At 45.4% G+C, this 14,314-nt stretch carries 9 protein-coding genes; 3 read left to right on the top strand and 6 right to left on the bottom strand.

The window, feature by feature from the left end; translation table 11 throughout:
- Positions 1–112: 112 nt before the first annotated feature.
- Positions 113–1,558, bottom strand: coding sequence for a glyceraldehyde-3-phosphate dehydrogenase (locus QME20_RS13960; RefSeq protein ID WP_014979588.1), 1,446 nt, complete (start codon positions 1,556–1,558; stop codon positions 113–115).
- A 192-nt stretch (positions 1,559–1,750) separates the two neighbouring features.
- On the opposite strand from QME20_RS13960, the gene QME20_RS13955 reads away from it, so the two are divergent.
- Complete coding sequence (locus tag QME20_RS13955; protein WP_187446297.1) at positions 1,751–2,635, top strand: DUF2989 domain-containing protein; 885 nt, start codon at positions 1,751–1,753, stop codon at positions 2,633–2,635.
- 152 nt (positions 2,636–2,787) lie between these two features.
- Here QME20_RS13955 and msrB read toward each other — a convergent pair whose 3' ends face one another.
- From msrB to malQ, 5 genes are all read right to left on the bottom strand, one after another.
- Complete coding sequence (gene msrB, locus QME20_RS13950; protein WP_039216559.1) at positions 2,788–3,216, bottom strand: peptide-methionine (R)-S-oxide reductase MsrB; 429 nt, start codon at positions 3,214–3,216, stop codon at positions 2,788–2,790.
- A gap of 99 nt (positions 3,217–3,315) precedes the next feature.
- Entirely contained in the window at positions 3,316–4,869 is a 1,554-nt protein-coding gene (gndA, locus tag QME20_RS13945; protein WP_110288811.1) for an NADP-dependent phosphogluconate dehydrogenase, read from the bottom strand.
- Positions 4,870–5,197: 328 nt separating this feature from the next.
- A complete protein-coding gene (glgX, locus tag QME20_RS13940) occupies positions 5,198–7,285 on the bottom strand; it encodes a glycogen debranching protein GlgX (protein WP_281716096.1) in 2,088 nt (695 codons plus the stop codon).
- Positions 7,286–7,332: 47 nt separating this feature from the next.
- The gene (glgB, locus tag QME20_RS13935) at positions 7,333–9,516 is read right to left on the bottom strand and encodes a 1,4-alpha-glucan branching protein GlgB (protein WP_187446294.1); all 2,184 of its coding nucleotides are present in this window, start codon (positions 9,514–9,516) and stop codon (positions 7,333–7,335) included.
- A gap of 158 nt (positions 9,517–9,674) precedes the next feature.
- A complete protein-coding gene (gene malQ / locus QME20_RS13930; protein WP_281716095.1) occupies positions 9,675–11,873 on the bottom strand; it encodes a 4-alpha-glucanotransferase in 2,199 nt (732 codons plus the stop codon).
- A 235-nt stretch (positions 11,874–12,108) separates the two neighbouring features.
- Between malQ and gap the strand changes: the two genes are divergently transcribed.
- Positions 12,109–13,104: a type I glyceraldehyde-3-phosphate dehydrogenase gene (gap, locus tag QME20_RS13925; protein WP_281716094.1), complete on the top strand. Its 996-nt coding sequence runs from the start codon at positions 12,109–12,111 to the stop codon at positions 13,102–13,104.
- 188 nt (positions 13,105–13,292) lie between these two features.
- Complete coding sequence (locus tag QME20_RS13920; RefSeq protein ID WP_281716093.1) at positions 13,293–14,144, top strand: D-hexose-6-phosphate mutarotase; 852 nt, start codon at positions 13,293–13,295, stop codon at positions 14,142–14,144.
- Positions 14,145–14,314 lie beyond the last annotated feature (170 nt).

The raw sequence follows: 14,314 nt of genomic DNA, 5'->3' as shown, positions 1-14,314 counted from the left end.
TTCCACGCACACAGCGGGTTTTGTACTATTGAACGTATACAAAATGTTTACACCATCAAAAAACCGACCACTTAGGTCGGTTTTTTATACAGTTAATTAAACTGCGTGTTGCTTAAAGCGGCAACGTAGGGAAACTAAGCCCTGCCATATCACGAACTACACGCAGTACCTGACAGCTGTAACCAAACTCGTTGTCATACCACACGTATAGTGTCAGGCGGTTATCTGCGGCGATGGTCGCCTGAGAGTCAACCACAGACGCAGCGCGAGAGCCGACTAAGTCTGTTGATACAATCTCTTTACTTGCCGTGTAGTCAATTTGGTGTTGAAGCTTTGAGAACAACGCGGTATCGCGCAAGAACTCGTTAACTGCAATGCGATCCACCGGCGTTTTAAGATTTAGGTTCAAAATCGCTAGCGATACATTAGGTGTAGGTACGCGGATAGCATTACCGGTAAGTTTACCTGCCAGTTTCGGGTACGCTTTGGCAACGGCTTTCGCAGCGCCCGTTTCGGTAATAACCATATTAAGTGGCGCACTACGTCCACGACGATCACCTTTGTGGTAGTTATCGATAAGGTTTTGGTCGTTAGTGTAAGAGTGAACGGTTTCAACGTGACCGTTTTCAATGCCATATTCTTCGTCTAGCGCTTTAAGTACCGGCGTTATTGCGTTAGTTGTACAGCTTGCAGCAGATACAATTGTGTCTTCTGGTGTTACTTCTTCGTCATTTACACCGTGTACGATGTTCTTGATGTCACCTTTACCCGGGGCTGTAAGGATAGCTTTCGCTGCACCCTTAGCTTTAAGGTGTAGGCCAAGGCCATCGCGGTCACGCCAAATACCCGTGTTGTCTACGATGATAGCGTTATCGATACCATATTGCGTGTAATCCACTTCATCTGGGCTGTTGGCATAAATGACTTGAATGTATGAACCGTTTGCTTTTAGCGCGTTACGCTCGTGGTCAACTGTGATGCTGCCGTTGAATGGCCCATGCACTGAATCGCGGCGCAGTAAGCTTGCGCGTTTTTCTAGGTCGCCATCGCGCCCGCCACGAACTACAATGGCACGTAAGCGAAGCTTATTGTTTTTACCTTGGCGTTCAATAAGCAAGCGAGCAAGTAAACGACCTATACGGCCAAAACCATATAGTACAACGTCCTGAGGTTTCTGATCGTCCTCTTTATCGGCAACGTCGTTTAGTTTTTCGTTAAGGTAGGCCGTAAGGTCGTTGTTGTCGACCGCAGAACCGTAGTGAAAATCAAAAGCCAATTTACCAATATCAATTTGTGCAGGAGCAAGCTTCATGTTGCTCAAGGCTTCTAAGATTGGATAGCTTTCGCGTAGGCGTAGCTTAATACCTTCGTGCAGACGCACTTTGCGGTGCGCTTTAATAACATCAATAGCACTGGCGTTCAGTAGCGAGCGTCCATAAACCGAAATTTCAACTGCCTTATTGCGATACAATTTACCAATAAGGGGCAACATCATTTCTGCGTATTCCTGACGCTCTTGCCAGCTGCTTTGTAATTCCTGCTCAAACTGTTGATTCATGCTTCTGCCTTCATCGATATTAATTTAACGGTGTTGTCATTGTTGTATGCGCGGCCAATTTTTTTGTGGCACAAACACGTACAACTAATCCTAATTACGCGTCAGCTTTTTATTATTTTTAGGGTACACTAGGTGAGTTTTCGCCTGACGGTGACGAGCAGTATCTTAAATAAACAAGCAAGGAAGACCAAATTGTTGATAAGTTTCAAAACCTCTATGAAAACTCGTATAACAGAGAGTTTATTTAGTAAGTTTCCAACAAAAGGTTATGTAACGACGGTGTGGCTGGCAGCAGCGACAACACTGACGGGTTGTGGCGATCTTTTTGAACCTACTATCAGTGAAATTTGTGAATCTCACAGCGAGATTTGCTTAGATTTGAGTTTGGATGCCCGTTGTCGCGGCGAGCGAGCTGAGATTATTCGCTTACGTTACTACAATCAAGATTCAAAAGACGACGCTTACAAGTACCCTCTCCTTCTGAACTTCGAAGAGTATCTCACCTGCGTTGAAGAAGTGCAGCATATCGAACACGTTAAACGCAAAGGCAAGGAAGCGACACGGCTAAAAGGCGTTATTACTGCTCAGCGTGAAATTAAACGCCTAAGCCGCGAGACGAAAGACTCCCTTGACCCTTACCTTTCTTACTATCATTGGACACGATATAGCGACAAAGAGGCTTTTCATCGCTTTGAGCGCTACGCTGCCAGCAACCGCGTAAGCGATCCAAAGCTGCTGGTCGCACTGGCCTCTGTTCAGATTAAAACAGACCAAAAGCGTACTATTGAAACCTTATATCGCGCGCTAAGTTTATATACAGATAGCGACGACATTGATGTCAGCATTTTCTACTCGCTTGCTTCAATGGGAATGGATATGGAGAACTATCGCTTTGCCTATGTTTGGTATGGTGTGGCTGAAGCCTTCGATGAAAGACTTAACGACACTCAGCGTGTTCAACTTGGACAACGCTATGCCCTTCCAGTAGGTATTCTAGATAACATTGTTGATGAAATAGTCAGTAATTTGAATAGCGCGACGTTCAACGCAGATTCATTGAAACTGGATAAGCTCTAATTTTTTGAAACTCAATTACACAATTTCATTGGTAAATAATTAAAAAAACCGCCGTTTATGGGCGGTTTTTTATGATTGGATCTCTCGACTTTCCACATGAGGTTAAAATTTAATCAGATGTTTACCTTAATCAAGCGCTCACCTAGGGCTTTTTAACCTTTAATTTGTGTATCATCTTCGCCTTTAAAGGTCATAGATAGCGAATTTACGCAGTAGCGTTGACCCGTTGGCGCAGGGCCATCTGGAAATACATGGCCTAAGTGCGAGCCACACTGCTTACAAAAAATCTCAACCCTACGCATACCGTGACTCAAGTCTTCTCTGTAATCTACATTACCGTCATCAAGCTGCTTATAGAAAGAAGGCCATCCACAACCAGCATCAAATTTAGTATCTGAGGGGAAAAGTGGCGCTTCGCAGCACTTACACACGTACAATCCATCTCGCTGCTCGTCTAGCAATACTCCAGTGAAAGGTCGCTCAGTACCCGCTTCGCGGCATACATAATATTCCTCGTCAGTGAGCTCAGTTTTCCAGTCTTTTTTAGCTATTGATGCGTTTGCTTTTTCATCTGTCGACATAACTTACCTCTTTAAACAAAAAAGGTGTATTTGAAAACAAATACACCTTTTAATAGTTTACGCTCAGTTATGAGCGCGTGTAACACTATTTAGTTCATACTATTTTTTGATAGCCGTTTGCGGACGTGCAGGATCACTCCACTCGATGTGATACTTTTTACCTGCTGGCTTATCCACACGCTGATAAGTATGTGCGCCAAAATAATCGCGCTGGCCTTGCAGCAAATTAGCAGGTAGCACGGCTGTGCGATACGAATCATAATAGCTAAGAGCCGACATCATTGCAGGGCAAGGCACGCCAGCCAGTGTCGCCTGTGCAATTGACTCACGCCAGTCAGCTTGATACTGCGTAATTTGTTCCGCAAAGAACGGGTCCAATAGCAAGTTGGCTAAGTCTTCGTTATTCTCGTAGGCCTGAGAAATAGACTGAAGAAATACGGCGCGAATAATACAGCCTGCACGCCATATTTTCGCTATTTCACCAAACTCCAGTGTCCAGCCGTGTTCTTTGCCTGCCATAGCCATTAACTGGAAGCCCTGAGCGTACGCACAGATTTTAGAGCAATAAAGCGCTTGCTCTAGCTTGTTGATGATCGACATTTTCTCATTATCGCTGAACGATGGCGCATCAGGGCCAGCAAGAACCTTGCTCGCAGCTACACGCTCGTCTTTCAAACTAGAAATACTGCGCGCGAATACCGCAGAAGTGATGGTCTGTGCCGGACTACCTACCTGTAATGCGCTTACTGCAGTCCAAAGGCCTGTACCTTTTTGACCTGCTCTATCTAAAATCACATCAACCAACGGCTGCTGTGTTTCTGGATCCATTTGCTCAAGAACTTCAGCACTAATTTCCATCAGGTAGCTATTCAGCTTGCCTTCGTTCCAGCGACGAAACACCTCTGCTATTTCAGCTGGCGCCATATGTAGCGCTTCGCGCATAACATGGTAAGTTTCGCAGATAAGCTGCATGTCGGCGTATTCGATACCGTTGTGCACCATTTTTACATAGTGCCCGGCTCCAACCGGACCGATGTAGGTCGCACATGGTTCGCCTTCTAACACTGGTTGACCTGGCGTATGGCTTTCTAATGGTTTACCTGTTTCTGGGTCAACCTTTGCAGCAATAGCTTTAAGAACAGGCTCAATGCGTGTCCATGCATAAGGGTTGCCTGAAGGCATAAGAGATGGCCCGAAACGAGCGCCTACTTCACCACCTGACACGGCGGTAGAGAAGAAGATAAATTTACCTTTGTACTGCTCTTCACGTGCTACAGAGTCTGTCCACAAACTGTTGCCAGTATCAACCACGATATCGTCAGCGTGAATTCCGGCGTCAATAAGATGATTGCAAACGTGGTCAACAGGATCGCCAGCAGGCACAGAGATAATAATAAGATGCGGGGCTTTTAACTTGCTTAAAAGCTCGGTGTAAGAACTGCAGCCTTCAACACGAGGCTCAGTATTTTCAGCTCTTTCGCTTGCGTCTTTGGCAAGAATAGACTCAACTTTATTTTGGTCTAAATCGAAACACGCTACACGATAGCCATGGTCCACTAGGTTCATGGTAAGGTTACTACCCATCACCCCTAAACCGATAAAACCAATATCACACGACTTGTCTTCGTGCGAATTACCACCTTTCTTTTGCATAGGAACACCCTCACATTTCAGATGGCTGCGCATGATACCACCTGAAAGAATAAAGAACAGTCTAAGCTAACAATTTAGTGCGCAGTGGTGTAATTGTCACCAGCGGTAAACATTAACGAGTTTTGTAAGCTAGTTTAGCCGAGATTTTGGCACGCATTCAGCACATGCGTTACGCGCTTTTACCCATGCTGTATGAAATTCACACAAAGGTAAAGACTCTGTTTCTTATTCGGCTAACGTGCACTGGGTTTAGAGCCGTTTAGCGGCACTTTTAAATTCTTTAAAGGCACTCTAAACCAAGTATAAGGTCGTATTGTAAGCCGTTATTCTATCCAGAGAACTGAGAGAAACTGAACAAGGTTAGCGATTTGCTGGCCTGTAAAAACACCTTCTGAATGCAAATTGAAGGCTGTTCTTCAAGAGAGCTGTAGCGCGTATCCAAGTGCATGGTCCACCCTCCCCAGGGTATGACAGAAGGTAGGTGAAAGCGCACGTCGCTTTCACTTGCATTAACACACAAGAACCAATGCTCTGGCTTCTGGTCGCCCGTTACACAACCTTTTATTTCCACACCAAACGCTTTGTTATGATGCGCATTCCAATCTTCAGACGCTTTGTCAGAACCATCGGGCTTATACCAATTTATTTCTTTTACATTTCGTGAGAGCGTAAACGTATCATCGTGCAGCTTTAGTTCGCTTAACAGTGAAGAGGACTGACGCAAACGGATCACATATTGGCAGAAGCTAAGAAAATCTTGCTTGCGCTTGTTTAATTCCCAATTCATCCAGCTAATAGGATTATCCTGACAATAGGCATTATTATTGCCATTTTGGGTGCGACTTAATTCATCGCCACCAAGAATATGCGGTGTACCTTGCGAGAAGATCAGCGTTGCAAAGAGATTGCGCTTTTGACGCTCACGCATAGCGAGTATCTGCTCGTCATTCGTTTCCCCTTCAATACCATAATTGGCAGACAGGTTGTGTCCATGGCCATCTCGATTTTCTTCTAAGTTATCGAGATTGTGACGTTCGGCGTAGGTCACCATATCGTGCAGCGTGAACCCATCGTGATATGTCACGTTATTTACCGACGTACTGATATGTCGATGGCCTTTGTGAAATATATCCCGTGAGCCCATTAGACGGGTAGCAAAGTCCGCGGTAACGCCATCGTCTCCACGCCAGAAGGCGCGCACCGTATCGCGGTATTTATCATTCACCTCTAACCATGGAGAAGGAAAGTTACCCACTTGGTAGCCGCCAGGCCCAATATCCCAGGGTTCGGCAAGCAATACCCTCTCTTTTAGAACAGGGTCGCTACTAATGGCTCTCAGCAGCCCAGATTTTTTACTATATTCTTGTGGCTCTCTTCCCAAGCATACTGCTAAATCGAAACGAAAGCCGTCAACGCCAATTACGGATACCCAGTGGCGCATGGCATCTAAAATAAGTCCCATCATAAATGGCTGCGCGGTATTTACCGTGTTACCACAGCCTGAATGGTTGGAATAAACCAATTCTCCGTTTTTCGTTTGCTCTAATAAGTACGCTTGGTAAGGGCAAAACCCCTTATAAGAAAGAATAGGACCGCCATTGCCTGCCTCTGCTGTATGGTTAAATACCACATCAACAATGACCTCAAGTCCGGCTGTATGATAAGCATCTACCATAGACTTTAGTTCAGCAAGCGCGTCTGACACACCGTAGCGTGGTTCAGGCGCAAAGAAGTTAACCGGGTTATATCCCCAATAATTAGTTAAGCCTTTCTCTGTTATAAATGGTTCAGGCATGAATGAGCACAACGGCATAAATTGCACCGTGGTTATGCCTAATGCTTTGAGATGCTTGATGACACTCGGATGGGCAGCACCGATAAATTTGCCACGGTGTTCTTTAGGTACATCGGGATGGAGTTTTGTTAGCCCCTTAATATGTGCTTCGTAAACTACTCGCTTGTGTTTCGGTATAACAGGCGCGCTAACATGACTCGGCGCATAGTCATTTTGATCAATTACTATGCACTTGGGGATCATAAACTGAGAGTCGTGTTTGTATTGCCTAGCGTCCCATTTTATTGCGCGACTAATTTTCTTGGCGTAAGGGTCGATTAGCAGTTTGTCGGTGGGTACCGCATGTAACCCTCCCTCACCGCGTTCTACGCGATAACCATAGTATTGTCCTGCGCTAACGCCGCTGTAACGACCGTGCCAAACATCACCAGTTTTCTCAGGCAATGGATGCTCACTCACCGCCTCTTCTGTGTCACTATTGAAAAAACACAACACGACCGCCTTCGCATCGGGCGCGTATACGGCAAAATTACAATCATCTTGTGTAACTGTTGCGCCAAGTGGATATGCCTTTCCCATTCCACTTTCTACAATTAGTGCGGTGTCTCGAATTTCGTTCACTTCGTTCTCAATTTATCTCTTCACTAGGGCGTGTCGCTCTAGTCGGATTAATCCACATTGGTAACATAAAATACCGTGGCTAGCGGCGGTAACGTGATTTCTGCAGAGTGAGTACGCTCATTCCAAGGTATGGGTTGCGTATTTACAGTAGAAGCAACGTCGTAGTCACTACCCCAATATGCACCATCATCAGTGTTTAGTGCTAGCGTTAGCGTGCATGCATCCTCTACGCCTATTCTGAAGTTCTGACGTGGCACAGGCGTAAAATTAGATACCACATATACTTTTTGCTTCGCATCTTTTGACATGCGAACAAATGAAACCACGCTTTGGTCTGCATTATTGTGGTCCAGCCAAGCAAAGCCCCCTGGTTCGTGGTCTTGCTCGTAAAGCGCTGGCGTAGACGTATAGAGGTGGTTGAGCGCCTTATAAAGCGCTTGAATGCCTTTGTGTTTTTCGTAATCGAGCAAGTGCCAGTCTAAACTACTGTCATGGTTCCATTCTCGTGCCTGCGCAAGCTCGTTCCCCATAAAGTTAAGCTTCTTGCCGGGGTGACCGTACATAAAGCCCGCGTAACAACGCAGGTTAGCGGCTTGCTGCCATTCATCGCCAGGCATTTTGTGCAGCATACTGCCTTTGCCGTGTACCACTTCATCGTGCGAGATAGGCAACACAAAGTTTTCGTCAAACGCGTAAACCATGCTGAAGGTAATATCGCCATGGTGGTAATTGCGGTATGCTGGGTCTTTAGCAATGTAATGTAATGAGTCGTGCATCCACCCCATGTTCCACTTAAAGCCAAAGCCCAAACCGCCATCAAATACTGGACGAGAAACCTTAGGAAACGACGTTGATTCTTCGGCAATTGTCATGGCGTCAGGGAAGTGCTTGTACACTTCTTCATTCATCCATTTCAGTAAACTAATGGCTTCGTAATTTTCGTTACCCCCATCCACATTCGGGATCCACTCGCCGTCATTACGTGAGTAATCGAGATAAAGCATGGATGCCACTGCATCAACCCTGAGTCCATCAACGTGAAATTTGTCTAGCCAAAACAGTGCGTTTGCAACTAAAAATTGACGAACTGTGTCTTTGCCGAAATCGTAAATGCAAGAATTCCAATCCGGATGCCAACCTTTCCTCGGATCTTCATATTCATAAACACAAGAACCATCAAATCGCGCCAAGCCATGGCCGTCTTCCGGGAAATGTGCAGGTACCCAGTCGATAATTACGCCTATACCTGCTTGGTGAGCCTTATCAACAAAGTATTTAAATTCATCTGGGTTACCAAATCTACTCGTTGGTGCGAACATTCCCACGGGCTGATAGCCCCACGAACCGTCGAAAGGAAACTCGGAAATAGGCAGCAATTCAACGTGAGTGTAACCCATATCGCTGACGTAGCTTATTAAGTCATCGGCCAGCGCTTTATAAGTAAGATAGCGCGCATCAGTTTCAATACCCGGGCGCTTCCAAGAGCCAAGGTGCACTTCATAAATGCTCATTGGGCTGTTGTATTTATTCCCCTTTCGCTTTTCCATCCATGCACTATCATTCCACTCATAGTTATTGTGGTTGTAAATTTTCGAAGCATGAGAAGGATACTGCTCTGCACTGAAGCCAAGTGGGTCAGCCTTGTGCGGTAGGTCGTGGCCGTGTGCATCTTTAATATGATACTTGTAGCGCTCTCCCTCTGCGAGTTCTGGCACAAACAGTACCCAGTATCCCATGGAGGTCTTTTCCATAGGATGCGTGCGCCCATCCCACTGATTGAAATCGCCAATGAGCGACACCGTACTCGCATTGGGCGCGAAAACGCAGAACCTGACACCTTTTATCGCATCGCCTTGTGATGAAGTGAGTGTTAAAAGTTGCGCGCCCGCTTGCTCATACAAGTTTGAAGGCTTGCTATCGATGTAGTGTACCGCATGATACGCCTGCTCGGAGAATTGATAAGGATCGATATAGCCCTTATCGTCATTCAAGCCTTCGGCGATAACGCGATAAACCTCACCCTGATATTCTTTAGGCAGTGGTGTTTCAAAAAGACCATTTTTGGAGGTAACGGTTACATTTGCTAGCGCTGCATTCTCCCATTTAATCGTTATCTCGCTGACATTAGGATGCCAAACGCGAAGTACCGACTTCTGCTGATTTTTAACTACACCTAAATGGGAAAACGGCTGAGAACATAATACCTGTTCAAACTGCTGCGCTAATTGCATTCGCTACTCCTAGTAAAAACCCGCATGGCAGCGGGTTGAATTGTGAGCTTAAATGCGTTGTATACATTTAAGCTCTATCAAGTACCGTCTTGGTACTTTATCTTACTCGTTTAAGTTACCCAGGCAACCGCCTATTATCATTTCTTTGATAATGGCAATTAACCCTGACTTGCTTGCTTTCTGGCATGAGTAAGTTTAGACGCCAACTCATTTATATCATGTCTATCGAACATCGACTCGATATCCTCTGTGAGTTTTCTTCGCCAGTTTGGATATTCGTCAAAAGTACCAGGAATATTGACCGGCTTATCCATTTCTAACCAGTCTTCCAATTGCAGGCTCAATAATGCGCTCGAGCCACCTGCCATATGCACCTGCATACCGTTATTCAGTTCGCGATTCATACCCGTATGATTAACATCGCGGCCTACATTGTCGCCAATTGAACCGTGGCCATGCAATGTATCTAAAATCGCCTGTTTGTTTTCATGACGATCCGCATAAAGCGTTTGAAGGATTTCTTCTGTTGGATAAAGCCCTATTTCTTTGCCTAGCTCTAAATCTAAACAGTGCCAGTAACCAATCAGCGTTGGCATATCGTGAGTAGTCAACGTTGACATAGACTGAACAGGGTAATGGCTAGGTGAGAAGAAACCGCCGTCTTCCGCTTGTTCGAAGAAAAATACGCGGTATGAGTACACGCCATTATCAGCAAGCTTGCTGCGAATTTCTTCTGGTACAGTACCCAAGTCTTCACCAATAACCAAGCTCTGATTGCGGTGACTTTCTAGCGCTAGAATACCGAGTAAATCGTCTACAGGATAATAAACATAGCCGCCATCTTTAGCGTTATCGCCTTTCACAACCCACCATAAACGCAGCAACGCCATGACGTGATCGATACGCAATGAGCCTGACGACGCCATGTTAGACGCAAACAGGTCAATAATGGGCTGGTAACCCTGTTCATACAGCTTACGAGGGTCCATAGGCGGCAACCCCCAGTTCTGGCCTAGTGGGCCCAAGATATCCGGTGGAGCACCTACACTTGCGCCTGTGCAGTATAGGTCTTTGTTACCCCAAATTTCCGCACTGCCTTCACTAACGCCTACCGCCAAGTCCCGATAAAGACCAATGGTCATGCCTGCATCAGTAGCTTTGTTGCTTGCAAGCTCAAGCTGTTGGGCGGCAATCCACTGTAGGAACAAGTAAAATTTGACGTCTTGTTCGTTTGCACTCTTAAACTTAGCCACGGCTGGATTGTAATAGTCTTTGTATTCTTGTGGGAATACCGGCCATCCCCAGCTGTCTTTACCTTCAGCTTTTAGGTGCGATTGCAAGGCGTCGTACACCGCTAACATATCTAAGCTTTCACCGCCCGCTTCTACGAAGGCTTTAAACGCTTTATTTTGCTTTGTGCTTTTACGAAGGTATTTGGCATCGTAAACATCAAATACTGCTTTAAGCGCAGCCAATTTCACATGGGCGACTGCCTCGTAGTCTACATGTTCTACGTTACGTGCATGTTCAAGCGTGGCTTTAAACTCATCACTGCTCACTACCGCTTGTACTGATGCATCGTCATAGCCGTCAATGGCAGTCACATCGATATACAAATAATTAAGCCAGCGACGTGAGCTTGGCCCATAAGGCGAGCACGCGTTGGGATTTGCGGGGTAAAGCGCATGAATAGGATTGAGTCCGATAAAGTCTGCGCCCACACCAGCGGCTTTTTCAATAAGCAGAGCTAAATCAGAAAAATCACCAATCCCCCAGTTCTTTTCACTGCGAACGCAGTAAAGTTGAACGCTTAAGCCCCATATTTTTTTGCCTTCTTTAATTTCGTTTGGCGTGTAGCACGCTTCTGGTGCCACAATTAAGCGAGAACGCGCAAACTCATCGTCATCTGCGCTTAAGGCTACATCGTGATAACCAAGGGGCAAATCCAAAGGCAGTGTTACTACGTATTCATGAAACTCTACATCGTCGATATGCGCCATTGTCGTCATTTCTTGGTCAACTGGCGTAAATTGATGAGTGAGCACGTCACCATTTTCACAGGTGACCGTGAGCGTGTGATCATCGTTCACTAACTCGATAGGTAAACGAACTGCTAGATTAATTTCTTGGGTATTGCGAACCACTTGAACAGGATTTAACGGCGACAACCATACCGACTTTATATCTTGTGTAATTTGTGACTGAATTTTTTCATCACTGCTGGTGTCATAGCCAAGTGTGTTAAGCAGTTTTGCTTTACTTGATTCTGCGATGGTTGCTGGCTTTCCCCATGCGTCGACGTATTGGGTTTCAATTCCCCGCATTTCAACCAGTTGTTGCAGAAGTTGTTGTGTCATGGTGTGTCATTCCTGTTATTCGGTAAAAGACGCAAAGCAAATTAAACATAGTGCGTCTACAAACAAATTTTTAACATTATTCTAGAAACAAGGGCTTGGCGATATCTGAATACGATTGCAATAGCACTTATTCGTAATTTTGCAACACTTTTGCTTTTTATTTTGCTAATTATGGCATTTTGATCCATACTTTACGTAATTTATTTTCATTTTATTTAAATAATCGGGGTACGTTATGACAATTCGCATCGGTATCAATGGTTTTGGCCGTATTGGACGCCTAGTAATGCGCGCAGCAGCGGAGCGCAACGACATCGAAGTTGTTGCAATAAACGACTTACTAGACACGGACTACATTGCTTATCTATTGAAATACGACTCGACTCACGGTTTATTCGACGGTGAAGTTACAGTAGATAACAATAGCCTAGTTGTAAACGGCAAAACTATCCGCATTACATCTGAAAGAGATCCAGCTGCACTTAAGTGGGATGAAGTAGACGTTGACGTGGTTGTTGAATCAACAGGTCTGTTCCTGACTAAAGAAACTGCCGCGAAGCACATCGAAGCTGGCGCGAAGAAAGTTGTTATGTCTGCACCTTCTAAAGATGACACGCCTATGTTCGTTATGGGTGTTAACCAAGAAAGCTACGCTGACGAAACTATTGTTTCAAACGCGTCTTGCACAACTAACTGTCTTGCTCCACTTGCCAAAGTGCTTAACGATAAATTTGGTATTGTAGACGGTTTGATGACAACGGTTCACGCAACAACTGCAACACAGAAAACGGTAGACGGTCCTTCAATGAAAGACTGGCGTGGTGGTCGTGGTGCTGGTCAGAACATCATTCCATCATCAACCGGTGCAGCAAAAGCAGTAGGTAAAGTCATCCCTGAGCTTAACGGCAAGTTAACAGGTATGGCTTTCCGTGTACCTACGCCAAACGTTTCAGTAGTAGACCTTACTGTAAACCTTGCGAAACCTGCTAGCTACGATGAAATTTGTGCAGCAATGAAAGAAGCTTCAGAAGGCGAGCTTAAAGGTATCATGGGTTACACAGAAGATGCGGTTGTGTCTAACGACTTCCTTGGCGACGCTCGCACATCGGTATTTGACGCCACTGCAGGTATCGCACTTACTGATACATTCGTTAAACTCGTTTCTTGGTACGACAACGAATGGGGCTACTCAAACAAGGTTCTAGACCTTGTGGCTCACATTTCTAAGTAATTAACGGTATTAAGCTAAAATAGTTAAACTATTCACGCTAAAGTTGAGTTAATCTAAAGGTGTAAACACGGCGTTTGCACCTTTTTTGTTTTTCGTGGTCGTAAACACGCATAATAACGATATTCCAGCGACATACGCTTTCCCGTCGCTTACCCTTTGTTGTTTTCTTATTAGTCCAAGGAGGGCTTATGCCACCTGTGAGTTCAGTTACCGTTAGTGAGTCTAATGGACTTACCTTTTTAGACGTAGATAATGCGTTTGCCTCTGCGCGTATTAGCCTATTTGGCGGTCATATCTTGTCATATGTGCCTAAAAGCGATGGCAGAGAGCGTCTTTGGGTAAGCCCCCATGCTTACTTGAACGGAGAGCGACCTATTCGCGGTGGTATTCCGGTGTGCTGGCCTTGGTTTAGCGATGATCACGGTCGAGAAAAAGGTGCCCTCCCCGCTCACGGCTTTTTGAGAACACAAGTGTGGAAGCTGATTAATTCAGAAGATACAGAAAGCGGAACAACGATTACGCTTTCGCCAAGCTTTACCCGAGCTGAAGGGTTTGAGAACGATTGTAACGTGACCATGGTAATTACCGTTGGTGAGACGATGGACGTCGCGCTAACTACAGAAAATACGGGTGTTGTACCATTCGAATTTAACTGTGCGCTACATACATATTTCCACGTTGACCACATTCAACATACCCAAATAACTGGAATTGAAGGTCAATATAAAGACAAACTTGACGACTGGGGGCTTAAGACGACACCGAGTCCTTACACCATCACAGGCGAAACGGATCGCATTCATGTTGCGCCGATTAAAACTGCTGAGATTGAAGTCGAAGGCAACGCGTTCACGGGAGTGGTATCCGACGGCAATGACTCTTTGGTAGTGTGGAATCCGTGGTTAGGCGCAGCGTCTATTTCAGACATGGACCCATTTGGCTATAAGCATATGTTGTGCGTAGAAACATCGCTAACTCAGGGAAAGACACTGTCCCCCGGTGCTAGCCACACACTGAAACAAACTATTGTTCCGAAGTAAATTATTTGAAGTGCAAGCGCAATTTTGCTGACACTTCGGAAGGTAGACAGTCGCAGTTCACGATCAAGAGATATAAAAAAACCTGCCAATGAGCTAATGCCGTTCACTTAAGGTGAGCGGCATTTTTCTTTCTGCTGTATCGCTGTGGTCTCTTCTTAACTGTTCGGGGG

Source organism: Alteromonas sp. CyTr2 (assembly GCF_947311905.1).
Taxonomy (GTDB): domain Bacteria; phylum Pseudomonadota; class Gammaproteobacteria; order Enterobacterales; family Alteromonadaceae; genus Alteromonas; species Alteromonas macleodii.
The sequence above is the reverse complement of the archived record's forward strand: the minus strand, read 5'-3'. Positions and strand labels throughout refer to the sequence as shown.